The following is a 22,863-nucleotide window of genomic DNA, read 5'->3' on the forward strand; positions in this document are numbered from 1 at the left end:
TGCAATGACGACCGCGCAGACGCGCTTTTGGACCATGTTGGAGGTCCCATGTACAAGATGTTTCTTCCCGCCCTGGCGCTGGTGCTCGCGACCGGTGCCGTCCATGCGCAGGACGGGCGTTACGCCAGTGGCGACGACGCCAATTCCCACTACGGATGGGCCGACGTGCTGCGGGTCGATCCCGTCTACGGCGTGGCCCGCACCGAGGTACCGCGGCAGGAATGCTACGAGGCACCGGTGGTGCGCCAGGAGGGCGGCGGCAATACCACCGCCGGCACCGTGCTGGGCGCGGTGATCGGTGGCGTGCTCGGCAACACCGTCGGCAAGGGCGACGGCCGCAAGGCCGCCACGGTCGCCGGCGCGGTCGCCGGTGGCGCGGTCGGCCACGGCGTGGCGCGCCGTGGCGAGCGCGAGTACGAGGACACCGTGACCCGTTGCCGCCAGGTCAGTTCGGTCAGCGAGCAACGCCGGCTGATGGGCTACGACGTCGAATACCGCTACCACGGCGACGTCTACGTCTCGCGGCTGAACTACGACCCGGGCGAGCGCCTGCGGGTGCGCGTGAGCGTGGCCCCGGCCGAATGAACGTATCGACCGCCGCCTCCGGGCGGCGGTTTCCATTTGGACGTCCGTTCGTATGGACGGCCGCAAATAGTCGTTGCGTCGTCGCACGATTGCCGGCATGATGCCGGTCCGCTTATCCGGAACTCCCATGTCCGCAGCCGTCTTCACCGCTACCGTGCTCACCAGCGCCCGTATGGCCGCTGGCATGACCTCGCGTGCGCGCCGACCGCTGGTCCGACATTCGGCCGGGTAGGCTGTCGCTGCACGCGCATCAGGCGCAACGACGAACAAACCCGGCCCTCGCGCCGGGTTTTTTGTTGCACGAAACCTGCCGCGATCGCCGGAATCCATGGTTTCTTGTGCGCAGACCGATCTGCGCACGCACTCCTCAAAGGAGCATCGAGATGGCCCTTCGGCACTTCCTCACCACCCAGGACTACAGCCGCGCCGAGATCGACGCGCTGCTGGAACAGGCCGCCGTGTTCAAGCGCTCGCCGCGTGGCCAGCAGCTTGCCGGCAAGTCGATCGCGCTGCTGTTCTTCAATCCGTCCATGCGCACCCGCACCAGCTTCGAGCTGGGAGCGTTCCAGCTGGGCGGCCATGCCATCGTGCTGGCGCCCGGCAAGGACGCCTGGCCGATCGAGTTCGAGCTGGGCACGGTGATGGAGGGCGAGGCCGAGGAACACATCATCGAAGTCGCCCGCGTGCTCAGCCGCTATGTCGACCTGATCGCCGTGCGTGCCTTCCCGAAGTTCCAGGACTGGTCGGTCGATCGCCAGGACCGCGTCATCAAGGCGTTCGCCCGCCATGCGACGGTGCCGGTGATCAACATGGAAACGATCACCCACCCCTGCCAGGAGCTGGCCCATGCGCTGGCGTTGAAGGAGCACCTGGGCGATCTGCAGAACCGGAAATACGTGTTGACCTGGACCTACCACCCCAAGCCGCTCAATACCGCGGTGGCCAACTCCGCGTTGTTGATCGCGACCAAGCTGGGCATGGACGTGACGCTGCTGTGCCCGACCCCCGAGTACGTGCTGGACGAGCGCTACATGGAAGCCGGCCGCCAGAACGCGGCGCAGAACGGCGGCTCGCTGAAGGTCAGCCACGATGTCGAGGAGGCCTACCGCGGCGCCCACGTGATCTACGCCAAGAGCTGGGGCGCGCTGCCGTACTTCGGTCGCTGGGAGCAGGAAAAGCCCATCCGCGAGGCACACAGGCACTTCATCGTGGACGAGGCCAAGATGGCCCTCACCGACCACGGCCTGTTCAGCCATTGCCTGCCGCTGCGCCGCAACGTCAAGGCCACCGATGGGGTGATGGACGCGCCGTACTGCATCGCCATCGACGAGGCAGAAAACCGCCTGCACGTGCAGAAGGCCGTGATGGCCGGGCTGCTTTCGCAGCCGGGATCCGGGATTCGGGATTAGGGATTCGCTTTCAAAAGCCGCTTGCGCTCACTTCTTACAAGGTTGCCGATATGTCCACTGCTTCTACCAATCCCGACTCCCGAATCCCCAATCCCGGTTCCAAAGACATTGTCCTCGCCTTCTCCGGCGGACTGGACACCAGCTTCTGCGTGCCCTACCTGAAGGAGCAGGGCTGGAACGTGCACACCGTGTTCGCCGACACCGGCGGCGTGGACGACCAGGAGCGTGCCTTCATCGAGAACCGTGCCAGGGAACTGGGCGTGGCCAGCCATCTCACCGTCGACGGCGGCCCTGCCATCTGGAACGGCTTCGTCAAGCCGTTCGTGTGGGCGGGCGAGGGCTACCAAGGCCAGTACCCGCTGCTGGTGTCCGACCGCTACCTGATCGTCGAGGCCGCCCTGAAGCGCTGCGCCGAGCTCGGCACGCGTGCCATCGCGCATGGCTGCACCGGCATGGGCAACGATCAGGTGCGCTTCGATCTCGCGGTCAAGGCGCTGGGCGATTACACCATTGTGGCGCCGATCCGCGAGATCCAGAAGCAGCACACGCAGACCCGCGCCTACGAGCAGAAGTACCTGGAGGAGCGCGGCTTCGGCGTGCGCGCCAGGCAGCAGGCCTACACCATCAACGAGAACCTGTTGGGGCTGACCATGTCCGGCGGCGAGATCGACCGTTGGGCGGCACCGGGCGAGGGCGCGCGCGGCTGGTGCAAGCCGCGCGGCGAATGGCCGTCCGACGCGCTGACGCTGACGCTCGGCTTCGAGCGCGGCGAGGCGGTGAGCCTGGATGGCGAGCGCCTGCCGGGCCACCAACTGCTGGCGAAGCTCAACACGCTGTTCGCCCGCTATGGCGTGGGCCGCGGCATGTATACCGGCGACACCACCATCGGCCTGAAGGGCCGCATCGTGTTCGAGGCGCCGGGCCTCGTTGCGCTGCTCGCGGCGCACCGCGCGCTGGAGGAGGCGGTGCTGTCCAAACAGCAGAACCGGTTCAAGCCCGAGGTGGCGCGCAAGTGGGTGGAACTGGTCTACGAGGGCTTCTTCCACGATCCACTGAAGACCGACCTGGAAGCCTTCCTGGCCTCCAGCCAGGCCACCGTCAACGGCGTCGTGACGTTGCAGACGCATGGCGGCACGGTCGACGCGGTGGCGGTGGAGTCGCCGCATATCCTCAACGCCAGGGGCGCCACCTACGCGCAGTCGGCTGATTGGGGCGTGGAGGAGGCCGAGGGCTTCATCAAGCTGTTCGGCATGAGCTCGACACTGTGGGCGGAAGTGAATCGGAGCGCCAAGGCATGAACGGCCTGCTTTGCGTCCCTTTCCCTGCTTCGACGGGCTCGGGACAGGCCAGGCCCTCTTCCACCGGGAGAGCGGCTCCATCTTGCGGGAGCGTGCGATGAGCGCGTTGCTGGATGCCACGCTGCAACACCTGCGCGCGCTGGTCGCCTTCGACACGCGCAACCCGCCGCGCGCCATCGGCACGGGCGGCATCTTCGATTACCTGCGCGCGCAACTGCCCGGCTTCGAGGTGACGGTGAACGACTACGGCGCCGGCGCCGTGACGCTGCACGCCGTGCGCGGACAGCCGCGCCTGCTGTTCAACGTGCATCTGGACACGGTGCCCGACTCGCCCGCATGGAGCGCCGATCCGCACGCGTTGCGTGTCGAGGGCGACTGCGCGATCGGCCTGGGCGCATGCGACATCAAGGGCGCCGCCGCCGCGCTGCTCGCCGTGGCGCAGGCCACCGACGGTCCGCTGGCACTGCTGTTCTCCACCGACGAGGAGGCCAACGATGCGCGTTGCATCGCCGGGTTCCTGCGCGCCTTTCCCGCGCTGGCTCCGGGAGAGGGGAGTCGTGCGCGCTACGAGGCCGTGATCGTGGCCGAGCCGACCCGGGGCGAGGCCGTGCTTGCGCACCGGGGCATTCAATCCGTGCTGATGCGCTTCGCCGGACAGGCCGGACATGCCTCGGGAGAGCAGAAGCCGGCCGACAGCGCCTTGCACCAGGCCATGCGCTGGGGCGCCGCGGCGCTGGACTTCGTCGCGGCGCAATCGCACGAGCGCTTTGGCGGACTGACCGGCCTGCGCTTCAACATCGGCCGCGTCGAAGGCGGCATCAAGGCCAACGTGATCGCGCCGGCGGCGCAGGTGCGCTTCGGCTTCCGGCCGTTGCCGACCATGGATCCGGATGCGTTGCTCGAACGTTTCCGCGCGCTGGGCGAGGTGCCGCCGACGCACTGCGAGGAAACCTTCCGCGGCAGCTCGCTGCCTGCCGGCGACACCGCGAGCGCGGAAACCAGGCGGCTGGTGGCGCGCGACCTGGCCGACGAACTGGAGATCCCGGTCGGCAACGCGGTGGACTTCTGGACCGAAGCGGCGCTGTTCTCGGCCGCCGGCTACACCGCCTTCGTCTACGGCCCCGGCGACATCGCCCAGGCGCACAGTGCCGACGAGTGGGTCGTTCTCGGCCAACTGGATCGCTACGCGCAAACCATCCATCGGATCGTGAGCAGTGGAAACGCATAAACACACCCGAAAGACCATCGTGCGCCTGCTCGAGAGCATGGGCGGCGCGAAGGAAATCCAGCAGTACCTGAAGCGCTTCTCGCAAGTCGACGCCAAGCGCTTCGCGGTGGTCAAGGTCGGTGGCGCGGTGCTGCGCGACGACCTGCCGGCGCTGGCTTCGTCGCTGACCTTCCTGCAGCAGGTGGGCCTGAGCCCCATCGTGCTGCACGGCGCCGGGCCGCAACTGGACCAGGAGCTGGCCGCCGCCGGCATCACCAAGCAGACGGTCCGCGGCCTGCGCGTGACCACGCCACAGGCGCTGGGCATCGTGCGCCGCGTATTCCAGCAGCAGAACCTGCGCCTGGTGGACGCGCTGCACGCCATGGACACGCGCGCCGTTTCGGTCGCTTCAGGCGTCTTTACGTCCGATTACCTGGACCGCGATGCCCTGGGCATGGTCGGCAACGTGACAGGTATCGAGCTGGCGCCGATCGAGGCGGCGCTGCGGGCCAATGCCATTCCCGTGATCGCCAGCCTGGGCGAGACGGCCGAAGGCCAGTTGCTCAACATCAATGCGGACGTGGCGGCCAACGAGCTGGTGCGTGTGCTGCAGCCGTACAAGATCGTGTTTCTCACCGGCACCGGCGGCCTGCTCGATGCGCAGGGGCAGGTGATCGATTCGATCAATCTTTCCACCGAATACGAGCACCTGCTGGCACAGCCGTGGATCGAAGGCGGCATGCGGCTCAAGCTTGAACAGATCGGCGACCTGCTGGCCGACCTGCCGCTCACCTCGTCGATCTCGATCACGCGGCCGGCGGAACTGGCCAAGGAGCTGTTCACCCACAAGGGCTCGGGCACGCTGGTGCGGCGCGGCGAAAAGGTGCTCGCGTTCGACTCCTGGGAGGGCGTGGACCAGGCGCGCATGCGCGGGCTGATCGAATCGAGTTTCGGCCGCCCGCTGGTGCCCGACTACTTCGAACGCACCCGGCCACACCGTATCTACGTGAGCGAGAACTACCGCGCCGCGATGATTCTGACGCAAGAGGAGGGCGTGGCTTACCTGGACAAGTTCGCGGTGCTGGACGAGGCGCAGGGCGAGGGCCTGGGGCGCGCGGTGTGGCTGGTGATGCGCGAGGCCAACCCGCGACTGTTCTGGCGCTCGCGCCATGGCAACAACGTCAATCCGTTCTACGACGCCGAATGCGATGGCTCGCTCAAGCAGCCGCGCTGGAAGGTGTACTGGTACGGCATCGACGATTTCCAGCTGATCGAGCGCTGCGTGGCGCATTGCGCGCAGCGCACGCCGACGCTGATGGACGTAGAGCTTCCTCCGGCGCAGCAGCCGACCACGGGCCAGGACCAAGGCCTTTCCCTCTCTCCAACCTTCTCCCCGGGCGTTGCCGGGGCAGAAGGAGCCTGATCACGGAGTCCGTTGCATGAGCAGCAAAACTGTAGGCATCGTCGGCGCGCGCGGCCACACCGGCGCGGAGCTGATCCGCCTGATCGCGAGGCATCCGGCGCTGGAGCTGGCCTTCGTTTCCTCGCGCGAGCTGGACGGCCAGCGCGTGGACGCCCATGTGCCCGAATACGCCGGCGACCTGCGCTACAGCGCGCCCGCCCACGAGGACCTGCCGGCGCTCGGTGCCGACGTCGTGATCCTGGCCCTGCCCAACGGCAAGGCCGGCGCCTGCGTGGCGGCCTTCGACAACGCCGGCGCCGATCCGCTGATCGTGGACCTGTCGGCCGATTATCGCTTCGACGAGCGCTGGTACTACGGCTTGCCGGAACTGACCCGCGGGCGTTGGCGTGGGCAGCGGCGGATCAGCAACCCCGGCTGCTATGCCACCGCGATCCAGTTGGCGGTTGCGCCGTTGAAGGACCTGCTTGCCGCGCCGCCGGTGTGCTTCGGCGTGTCCGGCTATTCCGGCGCCGGCACCACGCCGTCGGACAAGAACGATCCGCAGAAGCTGCGCGACAACCTCATGCCTTACGCGCTCACCGGCCACATGCACGAGCGCGAGGCGTCGGCGCAGCTGGGCGTGCCGGTGGAGTTCATGCCGCACGTCGCGCCTCACTTCCGCGGGCTTACCGTGACCTGCAACCTGTATCTGGCGCGCGCGATGAAACGCGAGGACGTGCTGAACCGTTTCCGCCACGCCTACGACGGCGAGCCGCTGGTGCGCGTGGTGGACGAGGCGCCGTGGGTCAGCCGCATCGCGGGCCGGCACCACGCCGAGATCGGCGGCTTCGCGCTGGCCGCGGATGGGCGCCGCGTGGTGGTGGTGGCCACGCTGGACAATCTGCTCAAGGGCGCGGCCACGCAAGCGATGCAGAACCTCAACCGGGCGTTGGGCCTGGCCGAGCTCGAAGGCATTCCTGGCGCGTGAACCACCGGTAGGCCCGGCGCACTCTGTCCGCAAAAACGACACGAAGGAACAACACATGACCGACCTCCTCTGGCAGAAGCCCGATGTACAGGTGGATGCGCGCATCATGCGTTTCCTCGCCGGCAACGACGTGCTGCTCGACCGCGAGTTCTTCCTGCACGACATCACTGCCAGCAAGGCGCACGTAGAGGGCCTCGCGCACATCGGCGTGGTCCCGGCCGACGAGGCCGCGGCGCTCGCGCGCGAGCTCGACGCATTGGCGGAGGATTTCCGCGCCGGCGCCTTCGTGCTGGACGAGCGCTACGAGGACGGCCACTCGGCGATCGAGGCGCGACTTACCGAGCGCCTTGGCGATGCCGGCCGCCGCGTGCATACCGGGCGCAGCCGCAACGACCAGATTCTGGTCGCCACGCGGCTTTGGCTGAAGGACAAGCTCGCCGAGCTGGCGGCCCGGTGCCACGAGATCGCCGCCGCGTGCCTGGAGCGCGCGGCGCAGCCGGCGTTGCCGCTGCCGGGCTACACGCACCTGCAGCGGGCCGTGGTGTCCTCCACCGCCATGTGGTTCGCCGGCTTCGCCGAAGCGTTCATCGACAACACCGTGCGCGCGCGCCAGACGCTGGCCTGGATCGACACCAACCCGCTGGGCACCGCCGCCGGCTACGGCGTCAACCTGCCGCTGGACCGCGCGCACTCCACTGAGGCACTCGGCTTCGCGCGCATGCAGCTGTCGCCGATCTACGCGCAGCTCTCGCGCGGCAAGTTCGAGCTGGCCGCGCTGGAAGCCCTGGCCAGCGCGCTGCTGGACCTGCGCCGCCTGGCCTGGGACCTGTCGCTGTTCACCACCGCCGAGTTCGGCTTCGTCCACCTGCCGCCCGAATACACCACCGGCAGCTCGATCATGCCGAACAAGCGCAACCCCGACGTGGTCGAACTGCTGCGCGCCAGCTACGCCACCGTGGCGGCCGCGCGCTGCGAGATCGAACAGTTGCTGTCGCTGCCCACCGGCTACCAGCGCGATTTGCAGTTTTCCAAGGGATCGATCTTCCACGGCATGACCCACGGACTGGCCGCGCTGGAACTGGTGCCGGCGCTGGTTGCCCGCATGCGCTGGAACGCGCCGGCCATGCGCACGGCGATCGAACCGGCGATGTACGCCACCGACGTGGCGATCGAGCAGGCCGCCCGGGGCGTACCCTTTCGCGATGCCTACCGCGAGGCTGCCGCGGCAGTCGCTACGGCCGGCGAGGGACGCACGCCGGAGCGCAGCCTGGCTGAGCGCGTGTCTCCCGGGGGCAGCGCCGATCCGCGGCTGGCGGAACTGACCGCCCGCTTGCGCGCCCTTCCGGGCTGACCAATCGTTCAGCCCGTTTGAGTACCAGTTCACGACCGCGGGTCGATACTCGCGCCATGCCTTCTACCACGCCAGCGGGATATCGCAGGGCCCGGCATGCCGCCTCAAGGCGTGGGGACGATTGTCGTGGCCGGGGGTGAAGGCCGGCACGACGGCATGCCGCGCGCCCTGGTGGCCGCCGAACAGGCGGCGATCCTGGGGCAATTGGCCGAAGGAGTCATCCTGGCCGATACGGCCGGGCGTATCACCTACGTGAATGAGGCCGCGGCGCGATTGCACGGGGTCGGTCGGCTCGAGGTCGGCCCGGACGACTACGCCCGCGCCTACCAGTTGCTGACCGAAGATGGACGGCCATGCGAATCCCGCCAGCTGCCGCTGGCACGGGCGGTGCTCGATGGCGTGGTCAGTACCGACGCACGTTGGCGGATCCGCCGTCCGGACGGTTCCGAGATCATCGCGCTGGGCTCGGCGCGGCCGATCCACGACGCCGATGGCAAGCCCCTGGGCGCCGTCCTGACCATGCATGACGACACGGCGCGCGTGCAGACGGAGCTTGCGCTACGCGAAGAGAGCCAGGCGCTGGAGACGCTCAACCGCGTCGGCGCGACGGTGGCCAGCGAACTGGAGCTGGAGCGCATCGTGCAGACGGTCACCGATGCGGGCGTCGCACTCATTGGCGCCAGCATGGGCGCATTCTTCTACAGCACCACCAACGAGGCGGGCGAGAGCATGCTGCTCTACACCCTCTCCGGCGTCGACCCGCACGCGTTCGACCGATACCCGATGCCCCGGGCGAGCCTGATGTTTCGTCCCACGCTTGCCGGCGAGAGCGTGGTCCGCTGCGAGGACGTGTTGCGCGACCCGCGGTACGGCAAGAGCCCGCCCTACCATGGCTTGCCGCCGGGCCATCCGCCCGTGCGCAGCTACCTGGCCGTGCCGGTGGTTTCCCGCTCGGGCCGGGTGCTGGGCGGGCTTTTCTTCGGTCACCCCGAACCGGGACGGTTTTCGCTGCGTCACGAACGGCTGATGGTGGGTATTGCCGCCCACGCAGCCATCGCGATCGATAACGCGAACCTCTATGGCGTGGCGCAGCGCGAGATCGACGAACGACGTGTCGCCGAGGAGCGATTGCGCGAACTCAACGAGACGCTGGAGCAACGCGTCGAGGTCCGCACGCGCGAGCGCGATCGCGCCTGGAAGTACTCGCGCGACCTGCAGGCCGTGATCGATGACCGCGGTTGCTTCCTGGAGGTCAGCGATGCCTGGTACGCTGTCCTCGGCTGGCAGCCGGCAGAACTGGGCGGACACCGGGCCTACGGGTTCATCCACCCGGAAGACCGCCCGGCCGGCGAGCGGCCCTTCTTCTCCAACCTGGCCAGGGGCCCGGCATTCGAAAACCGCATGCGCCACAAGGACGGCAGCTATCGCTGCATCTCCTGGGTGGCCAGCCAGGCGGGTGACACGGTATACGCCAGCGGCCGCGACGTCACCGAGCAGAGGGAGCAGGCGCATGCGCTGGCGCGGGCCGAGGCGGCGTTGCGCCAGAGCCAGAAGATGGAGGCGGTCGGCCATCTCACCGGCGGCATCGCGCACGACTTCAACAATATGCTGGCCGTGGTGATCGGCTCGCTCGAATTGCTGCAGCGCCGCCTGCCCGAGGACGCATCGGTGCGGCGCCAGGCCACGAACGCGATGGAGGCAGCCAACCGCGCGGCCGTATTGACACAGCGGTTGCTTGCCTTTGCACGCAAGCAACCGCTCACTCCGCGTGCGGTCGACGCCAATGCGCTGGTGACAGGCATGTCCGAATTGCTCCGCCACGCGCTGGGTGCCGAAATCCGCCTGGAGGTGCTTTCCGCGGACGGGCTGTGGCCGACGCTGGCCGATGCAAACCAGCTGGAGAACGCGATACTCAACCTTGCGGTGAACGCCCGCGACGCCATGGCCGAAGGGGGACGCCTGACCATCGAGACGGCCAACGTCAAGCTCGATGGGCGCTACGTGGCCAACCACCCGGAACTCGAGGCGGGCGACTATCTGTCGGTCACGGTGACCGACAGTGGTATCGGCATGCCGGCAGAGGTGGTCCGCCGGGCCTTCGATCCGTTCTTCACCACCAAGCAGGCAGGGCAGGGCACCGGCCTGGGCCTGAGCCAGGTCTACGGCTTCGTCAAACAGTCCGGTGGGCACGTGACGATCTATTCGGAACCCGGTCGGGGCACCAGCGTCAGGATCTACCTGCCGCGGCTGGCCGCACCGGCGGGTAGGCGGGAGGCGGCCGACGCCATGTCTGCGTCTGCGTCGGTGCCGATCGGGCAGCAGGAGCTCGTCCTGCTGGTGGACGACGAGGCCGCCGTACGCCAGGTCAACGCCGAGGCGCTGCGCGAGTTGGGCTATCGCGTGCTGGAAGCCGACGGCGCCGACACCGCGATGACCACGCTCGCCGCGCATCCGCAGATCGAGTTGCTGTTCACCGACCTGGTCATGCCCGACGTCGATGGCCGCCGCCTGGCGGCGGAGGCCAGGCGCCACCATCCGGACCTGAAAGTGCTGTTCACGACCGGCTACTCGCCCACCGCTGCCAGGCAGATCGGCGCGCTGGACGTGGAAGCCCCGCTGCTGGGCAAGCCCTTCACGCTGGAGGAACTCGGGCGCACGTTGCGGCAGGTCCTGGAAGGCGCCTGACGTACGGTTTCCGTTCCACCGGCGACGGGCTCGCGCCGCGAGCCGTCAACCGTGCAAGTGTCCCTGCCGTCCCAGGTCGCTCGGCTGCTCGTTCCACATGCCGCGGGCGAAATCCAGCGCGCGTTCGACTGCGCTATCCGCCGATTCCCAGTACATCGCATCGCGCACGCGTACGCGCAGCACGGTCAGGTTGGGGTCGTCCTTGCCGGAGAAGAACACGTTCTGTGCCGGCGACCACAACTCTTCGATCAGGGCCGGGTCGCGGTCGATGCGTGCGCGGCCGCGCACGGAGACGTAGCACTTGTCGTCGTGGTTGGCGTAGGCGAGGTTGAGGTCGAGGTCGTCGGTGAGCTGGTCGACCTTGGCGCTGTCGGCGGCGGTAAAGAACACCAGTTCGCCGTCGGCGGTGAGCTTGAGCGTCTGCAGCGGACGGCTGACCAGCGAGCCGTCTGCCGCCTGGGTGGTGAGCATCGCCACCTCGCTGTCCTCGATCAGTTCGGCGAGTTTGCGCAGGTCGGCGGCGTCGTGCGGGGCGTCGTTTTTCATCGCGGTTTCCTCGGGCGTGTCCGCCTTCGAAGATGGCGCGGCGGCGTTCAAGGCAGGATGAAATCCTCAGAATCGGCCGTGCGGGCCGTTAAGCGATCTTCATTCCCGGGGAGGCTCGCGTGAACATCGACAAATTCAACCAGGAGCACGCCAGCCTGCTGGCGTCGGTCACGACGCTGCGTGAACTGGTGCAGGCTGGCGTGGCGGCGAACGCGGAGCCGATCGTGCGCCAGCTGGTGGCCATGAGCGCGCTCGTCAAGCTGCACCTGGCGGCCGAGGACCGCGTGCTCTATCCAGCACTGGCGGGCGCCGCCGACCCGCGCGTGGCGCGGGTCGGGCAGCAGTTCCAGCAGGAAATGGGCGGTATCGCGGCGGGCTACGGCGCGTTCGTGTCGCGCTGGAACCTGCCGGCCAGGCTGGCCGGCGATCCGCAGTGCTTCCGCGACGAGGCCAATGCCGTGTTCAAGGCGTTGCACCAGCGCATCCAGCGCGAGGGCCGCGAGCTTATCCGCTCGCCGCGCAGGTCTGAGGGGGCCGCGCGCTCAGGCGCCGGCCCAGTCCCGTACCGCCTCGGCGAAGGCCAGGCAATCGGCGTGGCGGTTGTAGAGCGGCGCGGGAGAGATGCGGATCACATCCGGCTCGCGCCAGTCGCCGATGACGCTGTTTTCCATCAGGTATTCGAACAGTGCCCGTCCCCGCGCTCGCCCGCCGAGTACGCGGATGGACAACTGGGCACCGCGCCGGATGGGTTCGGCCGGGGTGACGATCTGAAGCACGTCGCCCAGTTGCGTGCGCACCAGCCATTCGAGATAGCCGGTCAAGCGCTCGGATTTTTCGCGCAGCCGCGCCATGCCGGCGCGCCGGAAGATCTCCAGCGATACCCGCAGCGGCGCCAGTGCCAGGATCGGCGGATTGGACAGCTGCCAGCCATCGGCGCCGGCCGTGGGCATGAACTGCGGACCCATCTGGAAGCGGGTGGTCTTGTCGTGGCCCCACCAGCCGGCGAAGCGCGGCAGCGCCGCGCGCGCGTGGCGTTCGTGCACGAATGCGCCGCCGACCGCGCCGGGGCCGGCATTCAAATACTTGTAGCTGCACCAGATGGCGAAGTCCGCCTCGCTGTCGTGCAGTTGCAGCGGCAGGTTGCCGACCGCGTGGGCAAGATCGAAGCCGACCTGGCACCCCTGGGCATGCGCCAGTGCCGCGATCGCCTTGAGGTCGAATGCCTGGCCGGTGCGGTACTGCACCCCCGGCAGCATCACCAGCGCCGTGCGTGCGCCGTGCTCGGCCAGCGCACGCTCGAACGCGGCTTCGGAAATCGTGCCGTTGGCTTCGTCCGCCTCCAGCTCGATCAGCGCGGTGGCAGGGTCGTAGCCATGGAAGCGGATCTGCGATTCGACCGCGTAACGGTCGGTGGGAAAGGCGCCGGCCTCGATCAGGATCGCGTGGCGCGCGGGAGTGGGGCGGTAGAAGCTCACCATCATCAGGTGCAGGTTCACGCCCAGCGTGTTCATCGCCACCACTTCGCCGGGCCGTGCGCCGACCACGGCCGCCAGGTCGTCGCGCACGAACTCGTGGTAGTCCATCCACGGCAGGCGGCCCTTGAAGTGGCCCTCCACGGCCAGTTCGCCCCAGTAATCGAGTTCCGAGGCGACAGCGTCGCGCACCGCGCGCGGCTGCAGGCCGAGCGAATTGCCGCAGAAGTAATGCGAATCGCGGCCTTCGTGGGGGGGGATCAGGAATTCGTCGCGGAACGCGCGCAGCGGATCGGAGTCATCGGCCGCGGCAGCCCATGCCGCGGACGCGTGGTATTGGGTCATGCGTGGAACCTCATCGTGCCAGGCTGGCGGCGACGGCGTCGCAGCCCTTGTCGAAGGCAGCCGCCCAGGCGGCGCCGGCTTCGCTGTGCGCCGGCCGCGCGCAGCGCAGCTGGATCGCGTGATTGTGGGCGAACCAGTAGCGCTCGCTGTAGCGGTAGGCCACGTGGTTCTCCTGCGCCGTATAGGCGTAGCTGTTGGGGCCGACCGGCGTGCCGGCGGGCTGGTAGCCGGGCAGCGCCTGGGCCTTGTGGGTGGCGATGCCGACGTACTGGTCGAACGCCGCCAGGTCGCCGACCTGCTTGACCACCACGGTCACGTAGGACAGGTTGTCGCGGGCAGTAGGCGAGGGGTCGGGCACCTGGAATACGCGCATTTCCGTTTCGCCCTGGGTCTGCATGATCGGCACCCAGGCGTCCGGTGCGCTGAAAGCCACGCGGCCGCCGGCCATGCTGACCTCGGTGGCACAGGCGGGGCCGGCCAGCAGCAACGCGCCGGCCACCAGGATGCTGCGATAGATGCTCATGAACGCTCCGCAATGGAGGGAATGCTCAGCGCATCCCCTGGTTGAAACGCTGCAAAGGCAGGCCCAGCCATTCCAGCGCGGTGCCATGGAACAGCCGCGCGCGGTCGGTTTCATCCAGCCCCAGGGCCTCGATACCGCTGCCGGGCTCCTGCTCGCCCAGCGGGAAAGGATAATCGGTGCCCAGCATCACGCGATCGACGCCGGTCACATCCAGGAGATACCGCAGCGCCCGCTCGTCGTGCACGCAGGAGTCGAAATACAGGCGCTTGAGGTACTCGCGTGGGTTGCGCGGATTGTCGGTGGCGACCAGGTCCGGACGCATGCGGAAGCCGTGCTCGATGCGACCGATCGACCAGGGGAAGCTGCCGCCGCCGTGGGCCAGCATGATGCGCAGCTTCGGCAGCCGCTCCAGCACGCCGCCGAAGGCCAGGCAGCAGCCGGCGCGCGACTGTTCGGCCGGCATGCCGACCAGCCAGGGCATCCAGTACTTGGGCATGGTGCTGGCGCCCATCATGTCCCACGGATGCACCAGGATCGCAGCGCCCAGGTCGGCCGCTGCCTCGAAGAACGGGAACAGCTCCGGCGCGTCCAGGTTCCAGTCGTTGCAATGCGAGCCGATCTGCACGCCCTGCAGGCCCAGTTCGTCGATGCAGCGCTCCAGCTCGCGGATGGCCAGGTCCGGCGCCTGCAGCGGCACCGTGCCGATGCCCGCGTAATGGCGCGGGTGCTGCTGGCACATCTGCGCCATGTGGTCGTTCAGGTGGCGATGCAGCTCCAGCGCCTGGTAGCCGGGCGCCCAGTAGGAAAACAGCACCGGCACGGTGGAGATCACCTGCACGTCGACGCCGAAGCGGGCGTAGTCGTCGATGCGCGTCTGCGGATCGAACGCCGAATCCCAGACCTCGCGGAAGAACTTGCCGTCCTTGTAGATGCGGTGGCGGCCGTCGGTGTGGGTCATGACCGGGAAGCGGTCGTTGCCGTACTTGGCCGCCAGATTGGGCCAGTCGCGGGGCAGGATGTGCGCGTGCGTATCGATCTTGAGCATGCGATCGAGTCTAGCAGGGCGCCTGCCGGGGCCCTGTAGTGCGCAATCCGGATACTGTTCCTGTCGCGGCCAGACGCCTTGGCCTATACTTTTTTGCACACGGCCGAGCGGCCGTGACGTACCGGGGCGGCACCAGTCGCGCCCACGGCCCCCCGGGTGGGAAGGGATCGCCAGCCAGTGAACAACAGTGTCGAGGTGACGCGGCTGCTGCATTCGGCGCAGGCGGGCGATACCGCCGCGCTGGAGGAAGCCCTGCGCCAGATGTATGCCGCGCTGCACCGGCTGGCCGGCGCCCAGCTGCGCCGCAACACCAGCGAGCGCACCCTGAGCGCCACCGCGCTGGTCAACGAGGCCTACATCAAGGTGTTCGGCAGCGGCGGCTCGCCGCGATGGGAAAGTCGGGGGCACCTGTTGGGCGTGGCCGCGCGCGCCATGCGCGAGGTGCTGGTCGATTCGGCCCGGCGCCGCCAGGCCGCCAAGCGCCCGCAGGACTGCGACCGCATCGAGTTGTCGGAGATCTCCGGTTCGCTGAAGCCCGACGTGGACTATGTCGCGCTGATCGATGCCATGGACGCACTGGAACAGATCGACCCGCGCCAGGCCAGCATCGTCTCGATGCGGTTTTTCGTGGGCCTGAGCGCCGAGCAAATCGCCGCCGCCCTGGGGATTTCCGCCACCACCGTGCAACGCGAGTGGCGCCTGGCGCGAGCCTGGCTGCAGCGGGAAATGCAGGGCTGAGGCCCTGCCTTCGTAGGGCTCCTACAGGGCTGGGGCGGGCGTGGTTTCTACGTGAACGCACTCTGAACGAGCCGTTCATCTCCGTGGCCGATCCGTGAAGGCCTCCACGCACTAGAACAGTGGGAAGGCGTTCAGCCCGCCCTTTGCCACGCCCGTCCGAAGCGACTGCCGTGCGCGGAACCAATGCGTTCCGCGGCGGCCGCGACGGCCCGATGCGCTGCAGGGACGGCGCGCGCCTGCGCCGCGACGGGTTTCGCGGTCGCGCCCGCAGGCGTCGCGTTCCAACCGGAAGACCTCACGTCCAGGAGACAGCCGCATGGCCAAGCAAAGCAGTCAGAAGTTCATCGCGCGCAACCGCGCGCCGCGGGTGCAGATCGAATACGACGTCGAGGTCTACGGCGCGCAGAAGAAGGTGCAGGTGCCGTTCGTGATGGGCGTGATGTCGGACCTGTCCGGCGCCAACAACGCCGAGCTGCCCTCGATCGAGGAGCGCAAGGCGCTGGAGATCGACGTCGACAACTTCGACAACCGCCTGCAATCGATGAAGCCGCGCGTCTCCTTCGCGGTGCCCAATACGCTCACCGGCGAGGGCAACCTCAGCGTCGACATCACTTTCGAGAGCATGGACGACTTCTCGCCCGCCGCGGTGGCACGCAAGGTCGCCCCGGTCGCCAAGCTGCTCGAAGCGCGCACGCAGCTGGCCAACCTCAATACCTACATGGACGGCAAGGCCGGCGCCGAGAAGCTGATCGCCCAGGCGATCAACGATCCGGCGCTGCTGCAGTCGCTGGTTTCGGCCGCCAAGCCGACGGACGGGGAGTAAGCACACATGTCCACTGAAGCCGTTGCCGAACGCGGTCAAGCCACCGAAACACTCGAAGCCGGCGATTTCGCCGCGCTGCTGAGCAAGGAATTCAAGCCCAAGAGCGAGCGCGCCAAGGAAGAGGTCGAATCGGCCGTCCGCACGCTGGCCGAACAGGTGCTGGGCAAGGGCGACATCGTCTCCGACGACGTCGCCCAGACCATCAACGCCTACATCGCCGAGATCGACCGCAAGCTCAGCGAGCAACTCAACGAGATCATGCACCACGCCGATTTCCAGAAGCTGGAAAGCGCCTGGCGCGGCCTGCATCACCTGGTCAACAACACCGAGACCGACCAGCTGCTGAAGATCCGCGTCATGAACATCTCCAAGAAGGAGCTGGGCAAGACGCTCAAGCGCTACAAGGGCACCGCCTGGGACCAGAGCCCGATCTTCAAGAAGATGTACGAAGAGGAATACGGCCAGCTCGGCGGCGAGCCGTACGGCTGCCTGGTCGGCGACTACTATTTCGACCACAGCCCGCCGGATGTGGAGCTGCTGGGCGGCATCGCCCAGGTGGCAGCCGCCGCGCACGCGCCGTTCCTGGCCGCTGCAAACGCCAGCCTGATGGGCATGGAGAGCTGGAACGAGCTGTCCAACCCGCGCGACCTGGCCAAGATCTTCTCCACGCCCGACTACGCTTCCTGGCGTTCGCTGCGTGAATCGGACGACGCCAAGTACCTGGCGCTGGCGATGCCGCGCACGCTGGCCCGCCTGCCGTACGGCGCCACCACCAACCCGGTGGAGGAGTTCGACTTCGAGGAAGACACCGCCGGCGCCGACTCGAACAAGTACACCTGGCAGAACGCCGCCTACGCGATGGCGGTGAACATCAATCGCTCGTTCAAGGCCTACGGCTGGTGCTCGCGCATCCGCGGCATCGAGTCCGGCGGCGCGGTCGAGGGCCTGCCGGTGCACGCCTTCCCGACCGACGACGGCGGCGTGGACATGAAGTGCCCGACCGAGATCGCCATCACCGACCGCCGCTCGGCGGAGCTGGACAAGATGGGCCTGATGCCGCTGGTGCATCGCAAGAACTCGGACATGGCCGCCTTCATCAGCGCGCAGTCGCTGGCCAAGCCGGAGGAGTACGACGATCCGGACGCCACCGCCAACGCCGCGTTGGGCTGCCGCCTGCCGTACATGTTCGCCTGCTGCCGCTTCGCGCATTACCTGAAGTGCATCGTGCGCGACAAGATCGGCTCCTTCAGCGACCGCGAGCAGATGCAGAACTGGCTGACCAACTGGGTCATGCAGTACGTCGACGGCGATCCGTCCAACTCCAGCGAGGAGACCAAGGCGCGCAAGCCGCTGTCGGCCGCCGAGGTGGTGGTGGAAGAGGTCGAGGGCGCCCCCGGCTACTACACCTCCAAGTTCTTCCTCAAGCCGCACTACCAGCTCGAGGGCCTGACCGTGTCGCTGCGGCTGGTCTCGCGCCTGCCGTCGGCCGCCAAGGCCTGATTCACGCGATCCGGTGGCGGCCCATGCCGCCATCGGGCCCCGCGAAGTGTTTCCAGCCGCAGAAAGACGAACCAAGGGAAGGGGTGTTGCCCCGCCGGCGGTATCGAACATCCATCACGAAACGTAGGGAGAAGGTTTCATGGCATTCGACATGCACATCAAGTTCGGCGCCGGCAAGGTCAAGATCGAAGGCGCGTCCAACCACAAGAAGCACAAGGGCGAAGTGCCGATCCTTGCCTGGTCGTGGGGCGTCAGCAATTCCGGCGACCTGCATACCGGCGGCGGTTCGGCCAGCGGCGGCAAGGCCCACGTGCAGGACATCTCGATCACCAAGTACGTCGACGGCTGCTCCAACGCCCTGCTGGACGCCGTCTGCACCGGCGGCCGCATGGACCAGGCCTGGCTGTACGTCACCAACGCCACCGGCGAGCAGACCGACTTCCTCACCATCGAGCTCTCCGAGGGCGTGCTGGTGACCTCGGTTTCCACCGGCGGCAGCGGCGGCGAAGACCGCCTGACCGAGAACATCACCCTGCACTTCGGCAAGTTCAAGTACTCGTTCCAGCCGCAGGACGACAAGGGTGCCAAGCAGGGTGGCGCCAAGGAGTTCACCTACGACATCCAGGGCGTGGCGAAGGCCTGATAGGCCCGTCCGCCAGTCCCGCAGCCCTCGCCCCATCCACTTCAAACACCGTCAGAGCCAAGCCATGACACCCGAGAACATGCTCAAGGAAGGACGGTTGGACGAGGCGCTGCAGGGACTGACCTCGCAGGTACGGAACAACCCGGCGGACGCGCGCTGCCGGGTCTTCCTGTTCCAGTTGCTGGCCCTGCTCGGCCAGTGGGAACGGGCCCAGACGCAGCTGAAGGTCAGCGGCGAACTGGACGTGAACAACACGCTCATGGCCGGCGCTTATGCGCAGGCCCTGAAAGGTGAACTGGCGCGTATCCACGTGCTCTGCGGCGAACGCATGCCCTCGGTGGTGGGCGAGCCGGCGCAATGGCTGGCGCTACTGCTGCAGGCACTGCGGCTCGACGCGCAGGGCCAGCACGCGCAGGCCGTACCGCTGCGCGAGCAGGCTTTCGAGCAGGCCCCGGCCGTGGCGGGAGAGATCAATGGCGAACCGTTCGAGTGGATCGCCGACGCCGACCCGCGTTTCGGTCCCTGCCTGGAGATGGTCGTCAACGGCGGCTATGCCTGGGTGCCGTTCGCGCGCATGAAACAACTTTCCTTCGAGGCGCCCAGCGATTTGCGCGACAAGATCTGGGCGCCGGTGCAGGTGACCTGGGTCAACGGCGGCCAATCGGTGGGCTTCGTGCCGTGCCGCTACCCCGGCTCGGAACACGCCGCCGACGCCGAGGTGGTGCTGGCCCGGCGTACCGACTGGCACGACCTGGACGGCGGTCCCTGCGTGGGCTCGGGCCAGCGCATGCTGGCCACCGATGCCGGCGAGTATCCGCTGCTGGACATCCGCACCGTGGTTTTCCACCACGACATCGCCCTGACGTAAGTCATGGCCGAACTGACCACCCAGGAACGGCTGCAGCCCTCGTTGCTCGACCGCCTGACCGACGAGGAGCCGGGCAAGCGGGAGGAGAGCCGCGAGAAGCGGGTGATCTCTGCCACGCGGCTGCGCGACTGCGTCGCCCGCGACATCTCCTGGCTGCTCAACTGCGTCAACCTGGGCAGCGGCGTCGAGCTCGAGGACTATCCCGAGGTGGCTCGCTCGGTGCTCAATTTCGGCATTCCCGATCTCACCGGCATGGCGCTGGCGGGCGTGGATGCAGCCGTGCTGCAACGCCAGTTGCGCGAAGCCCTGATCGCCTTCGAGCCGCGCCTGACCGGCAGCACCCTGCGCGTGGCGGTCAATGGCGACGGCCAGCGGATGGATCAGCAATCGCTGGTGTTCAACATCGAATCGGAGATGTGGGCGCAGCCGATCCCGCTGAACCTCTATCTCAAGACCGAGGTGGACCTGGAAACCGGCCGCTTCAGCGTCTCCGAAAGCCTGGGCTGACGCCATGGACCCGCGCCTGCTTCGCTACTACAACCGCGAGTTGCAGCACGTCCGCGAGATGGGCGGCGAGTTCGCGCGCGAGTACCCGAAGATCGCCGGCCGGCTTGGCCTGGAGGGCTTCGAGTGTGCCGACCCGTACGTCGAGCGCCTGCTGGAGGGTTTTGCCTTTCTCGCCGCGCGCGTGCAGTTGAAGCTGGATGCGCAACAGCCGGTGTTCACCCAGCACCTGATGGAAATGGTCTATCCGCACTACCTGGCCCCGGTGCCCTCGATGGCCGTGGTCGAAATGGCGGCGGACCTGAAAGACAGCGCGCTGGTCGACGGCCATACGGTGGCTCGCCACACCGCCCTGCGCAGCGTCACCGGTCGCGACGATCGCACCGCCTGCGAGTACCGCACGGCGCACGACGTCACCCTGTGGCCGATCAAGCTCACCGAAGCGAAGTACTTCGACACGCCCGCCGCGATCGCCGCGGCGGGCGTTGCCATTCCGGCCAACCGCACCGTGCGCGCCGGCCTGCGCCTGAAGTTCACGGTGACCGCCGGCGCCATGGCCAACCAGTTGGCCATGGACGAACTGCCGGTATTCCTCGCGGGCGCCGACGAACTGCCCAAGCGCTTGTACGAACAATTGCTGGGCAACACCGCCGGGGTGGCGATCCGCGCCAAGAACAGCGAAGGCATGGCCTGCACCTGGCTGGAAGCCGCGAGCATCCGGCCCAAGGGCTTCGCCGACGAGGAGTCGATGATTCCCTACAGCGGCCGCTCCTTCAGCGGCTACCGGTTGCTGCAGGAGTACTTCGCCTGTCCCGAGCGCTACCTGTTCGCCGTGTTCACCGGCCTGCGCCAGGCGCTGGCGCGTGCGCAGGGCAACGAGTTCGAGATCGTCGTGTTGTTCGATCGCAGCGTCAGCCGGCTGCACAACGCGGTGGACGCGGGCAACTTCCGCTTGTTCTGCACGCCGGCGATCAACCTGTTCCCGCGACGCGCCGACCGCATCCACCTGCAGCAGGGCAAGACCGAATACCACGTGCTGGCCGACCGCACGCGGCCGATGGATTTCGAGATCCACTCGATCGGCCAGGTCGAGGGCTTCGGCGACAGCCAGGAACCGGAGCAGCAGTTCCAACCGTTCTACGGCTGCGACGAGCGCACCTGGCAGGGCGGCCACGGTGCCTTCTACACGGTGCGCCGCGAACCGCGTCAGCTGTCCGCGCGGCAGAAGCTGCAGGGCGCACGTTCGAGCTACGTCGGCAGCGAGCTGTTCGTCGCGCTGGTGGATGCCAACGAGGCGCCCTATGCCAGTCGCCTGCGCCAGGTCGGCATGCAGCTGCTGTGCACCAACCGCGACCTGCCGTTGCAGATGCCGGTGGGCAAGGCCAATACCGACTTCACTCTGGACGTGGGTGCGCCGGTGGAATCGGTGCGCTGCGTGGCCGGCCCGACCAAGCCGCGCGCGCCGGTGGCCGGCGGCGAGACCGCATGGCGGCTGGTCAGCCACCTGCAGCTCAACTACGTCTCGCTGCTGGGCGAGGGCAACGCCGACGGCGCCGCGGCGCTGCGCGAAATGCTCACGCTCTACTGCGACGAGTTCGACTCGGCCGCGCGACGGCAGATCGAGGGCATCAAGACGGTGTCCTCGCAGCCGATCGTGCGACGCATCCCGGTGCCCGGCCCGATCAGCTTCGGCCGCGGGCTGGAGATCACCCTGACCTGTGACGAGAGCGCCTTCGAGGGCACCGGTGCCTTCCTGCTCGGCTCGGTCATGCAGCACTTCTTCGCGCGCTACGTGTCGGTGAACTCCTTTACCGAAACCGTCCTGCGCACCCTGGAACGCAACGAGGTGGCCCGATGGACGGCACGGCTGGGCACGCGCCAGACCTTGTAGCGCTGGAACGCGCGCTGCAAGAGCGGCCGGGGGACTTCGATTTCTTCGAAGCGATCCGGCAGCTCGAATGCGCGCACCCGACGCGGCCGCGGCTGGGCGAGTCGACCAAGCCCTCGGAAGACTTCGTGCGGCTGTGTCAGACGCCTTCGCTGGCGTTCGCGCCGCGTGCCATCGACCGCTTCGAGCCGGCCGCCGGCGATCGCCCGGCGCGTATGCATGCATTGTTCTTCGGACTGTTCGGTCCCAACGCGCCACTGCCGCTGCACCTGACCGAGTACGCGCTCGACCGCGAGCGCAACGCGCGCGACCCGACCCTGATCGCCTTCGCCAACGTCTTCCACCATCGCATGGCCAGCCTGTTCTACCGCGCCTGGGCCGACGCCCAGCCGACGGTGCAGGCCGACCGTCGCGCGCAGGACCGCTTCCGCCTGTACACCGGTGCGCTGGTCGGCATGGCCACACCGGGCCTCGAGGGCCGCGATGCGCTGCCAGACGACTACAAGCGCTACTTCGCCGGCCGCATGCTCACCCAGACGCGCAACGCCGAGGGATTGCGCAGCCTGCTGCAGCACTTCTTCGCCATTCCGGTGCGGGTGGTCGAGTTCGTCGCCGAGTGGATGCGCCTGCCGGGCGAGGCACACCTTCGGCTGGGCCGATCGACGGAGGTGGCGTGCCTCGGCCGCACAGCGGTCATCGGCGAAAACGTGTGGGGCGCGCAGCAGCGTTTCCGCTTGCGCGTGGGCCCGCTGGACCACAACCAGTTCGAGCATTTCCTGCCCGGCGGCACCGCGCTGGCGCAGTTGGTCGCCACCGTGCGCAGCTACATCGGAGACGAAAAGGCCTGGGACGTGCAACTGGTGCTGGCGCACGACCAGGTGCCCGCCACCCGGCTCGGACGCAGCGGCCGCCTGGGCCTGAGCACCTGGCTGGGCCAGCGGGCCGGTCATAGCGATGCCGACCAGGTCGTACTCCAACCGGCGGGCTGAAACGGCAGTCCATCGAACGCATTCCACCATCCGCCGGCCGCCCAAGCGGTCGCC

General features: G+C 68.0%; 20 protein-coding genes and 1 pseudogene. 17 read left to right on the plus strand and 4 right to left on the minus strand.

The genetic code is table 11. The features are described from left to right. Window positions 1–48 precede the first annotated feature (48 nt). The 8 genes from OSC30_RS11065 (at window position 49) to OSC30_RS11100 (ending at window position 10,925) form a co-directional block, all read left to right on the plus strand. On the plus strand, window positions 49–585 hold the full coding sequence (locus OSC30_RS11065) for a glycine zipper 2TM domain-containing protein (RefSeq protein ID WP_267171908.1): 537 nt from the start codon (window positions 49–51) through the stop codon (window positions 583–585). A gap of 383 nt (window positions 586–968) precedes the next feature. Beyond that, complete coding sequence (locus OSC30_RS11070; protein ID WP_267171909.1) at window positions 969–1,994, plus strand: N-acetylornithine carbamoyltransferase; 1,026 nt, start codon at window positions 969–971, stop codon at window positions 1,992–1,994. A gap of 50 nt (window positions 1,995–2,044) precedes the next feature. Next, complete coding sequence (locus OSC30_RS11075) at window positions 2,045–3,292, plus strand: argininosuccinate synthase (RefSeq protein ID WP_267171910.1); 1,248 nt, start codon at window positions 2,045–2,047, stop codon at window positions 3,290–3,292. 97 nt (window positions 3,293–3,389) lie between these two features. After that, window positions 3,390–4,520 (plus strand): acetylornithine deacetylase, encoded by a 1,131-nt coding sequence (locus OSC30_RS11080; protein WP_267171911.1) that lies wholly within the window; start codon window positions 3,390–3,392, stop codon window positions 4,518–4,520. A 37-nt stretch (window positions 4,521–4,557) separates the two neighbouring features. Further along, entirely contained in the window at window positions 4,558–5,922 is a 1,365-nt protein-coding gene (locus tag OSC30_RS11085) for an acetylglutamate kinase (RefSeq protein ID WP_425474747.1), read from the plus strand. 16 nt (window positions 5,923–5,938) lie between these two features. After that, the gene (gene argC, locus OSC30_RS11090; protein ID WP_267171913.1) at window positions 5,939–6,889 is read left to right on the plus strand and encodes an N-acetyl-gamma-glutamyl-phosphate reductase; all 951 of its coding nucleotides are present in this window, start codon (window positions 5,939–5,941) and stop codon (window positions 6,887–6,889) included. A gap of 55 nt (window positions 6,890–6,944) precedes the next feature. After that, a complete protein-coding gene (gene argH / locus OSC30_RS11095; protein WP_267171914.1) occupies window positions 6,945–8,240 on the plus strand; it encodes an argininosuccinate lyase in 1,296 nt (431 codons plus the stop codon). Between the two features lie 156 nt (window positions 8,241–8,396). Continuing rightward, window positions 8,397–10,925: a PAS domain S-box protein gene (locus OSC30_RS11100; RefSeq protein ID WP_267171915.1), complete on the plus strand. Its 2,529-nt coding sequence runs from the start codon at window positions 8,397–8,399 to the stop codon at window positions 10,923–10,925. Between the two features lie 45 nt (window positions 10,926–10,970). Here the strand turns inward: OSC30_RS11100 and OSC30_RS11105 are convergent, their stop codons facing one another. Further along, window positions 10,971–11,471 carry a pyridoxamine 5'-phosphate oxidase family protein gene (locus OSC30_RS11105; protein WP_267171916.1) on the minus strand — a complete coding sequence of 167 codons (501 nt, stop codon included), beginning with the start codon at window positions 11,469–11,471 and terminating at the stop codon, window positions 10,971–10,973. A 119-nt stretch (window positions 11,472–11,590) separates the two neighbouring features. Between OSC30_RS11105 and OSC30_RS11110 the strand changes: the two are divergent. Next, window positions 11,591–11,917: pseudogene (locus OSC30_RS11110) on the plus strand (hemerythrin domain-containing protein); the annotation flags it as partial. Window positions 11,918–12,013: 96 nt separating this feature from the next. Here the strand turns inward: OSC30_RS11110 and kynU are convergent. The 3 genes from kynU to OSC30_RS11125 are packed head-to-tail and all read right to left on the minus strand — an operon-like array spanning window position 12,014 to window position 14,856. Continuing rightward, window positions 12,014–13,288 (minus strand): kynureninase, encoded by a 1,275-nt coding sequence (kynU, locus tag OSC30_RS11115; protein WP_267171917.1) that lies wholly within the window; start codon window positions 13,286–13,288, stop codon window positions 12,014–12,016. A gap of 10 nt (window positions 13,289–13,298) precedes the next feature. Continuing rightward, window positions 13,299–13,811: a hypothetical protein gene (locus OSC30_RS11120; RefSeq protein ID WP_267171918.1), complete on the minus strand. Its 513-nt coding sequence runs from the start codon at window positions 13,809–13,811 to the stop codon at window positions 13,299–13,301. A 25-nt stretch (window positions 13,812–13,836) separates the two neighbouring features. Then, window positions 13,837–14,856, minus strand: a complete 1,020-nt coding sequence (locus OSC30_RS11125; RefSeq protein WP_267171919.1) for an amidohydrolase family protein — start codon at window positions 14,854–14,856, stop codon at window positions 13,837–13,839. 177 nt (window positions 14,857–15,033) lie between these two features. Here OSC30_RS11125 and OSC30_RS11130 point away from each other — a divergent pair, with 177 nt between their 5' ends. From OSC30_RS11130 to tssG, 8 genes are all read left to right on the plus strand, one after another. Further along, a complete protein-coding gene (locus tag OSC30_RS11130; protein ID WP_267171920.1) occupies window positions 15,034–15,594 on the plus strand; it encodes an ECF-type sigma factor in 561 nt (186 codons plus the stop codon). Window positions 15,595–15,910: 316 nt separating this feature from the next. Then, on the plus strand, window positions 15,911–16,417 hold the full coding sequence (tssB, locus tag OSC30_RS11135) for a type VI secretion system contractile sheath small subunit (RefSeq protein ID WP_267171921.1): 507 nt from the start codon (window positions 15,911–15,913) through the stop codon (window positions 16,415–16,417). 6 nt (window positions 16,418–16,423) lie between these two features. Further along, window positions 16,424–17,917 carry a type VI secretion system contractile sheath large subunit gene (gene tssC / locus OSC30_RS11140; RefSeq protein ID WP_267171922.1) on the plus strand — a complete coding sequence of 498 codons (1,494 nt, stop codon included), beginning with the start codon at window positions 16,424–16,426 and terminating at the stop codon, window positions 17,915–17,917. A gap of 139 nt (window positions 17,918–18,056) precedes the next feature. Continuing rightward, window positions 18,057–18,560, plus strand: coding sequence for an Hcp family type VI secretion system effector (locus OSC30_RS11145; protein ID WP_267171923.1), 504 nt, complete (start codon window positions 18,057–18,059; stop codon window positions 18,558–18,560). A 64-nt stretch (window positions 18,561–18,624) separates the two neighbouring features. After that, window positions 18,625–19,428: a type VI secretion system accessory protein TagJ gene (locus OSC30_RS11150; protein ID WP_267171924.1), complete on the plus strand. Its 804-nt coding sequence runs from the start codon at window positions 18,625–18,627 to the stop codon at window positions 19,426–19,428. Window positions 19,429–19,431: 3 nt separating this feature from the next. Further along, window positions 19,432–19,935, plus strand: coding sequence for a type VI secretion system baseplate subunit TssE (gene tssE, locus OSC30_RS11155; protein WP_267171925.1), 504 nt, complete (start codon window positions 19,432–19,434; stop codon window positions 19,933–19,935). Window positions 19,936–19,939: 4 nt separating this feature from the next. Further along, window positions 19,940–21,823, plus strand: coding sequence for a type VI secretion system baseplate subunit TssF (gene tssF / locus OSC30_RS11160; protein WP_267171926.1), 1,884 nt, complete (start codon window positions 19,940–19,942; stop codon window positions 21,821–21,823). After that, window positions 21,787–22,809 (plus strand): type VI secretion system baseplate subunit TssG, encoded by a 1,023-nt coding sequence (gene tssG, locus OSC30_RS11165; protein ID WP_267171927.1) that lies wholly within the window; start codon window positions 21,787–21,789, stop codon window positions 22,807–22,809. Before tssF ends, tssG begins: the two co-directional genes overlap by 37 nt. Window positions 22,810–22,863 lie beyond the last annotated feature (54 nt).

Origin of the sequence: Frateuria hangzhouensis (genome assembly GCF_026410505.1) — a bacterium.
Classification (GTDB): Bacteria; Pseudomonadota; Gammaproteobacteria; order Xanthomonadales; family Rhodanobacteraceae; genus Frateuria_A; species Frateuria_A hangzhouensis.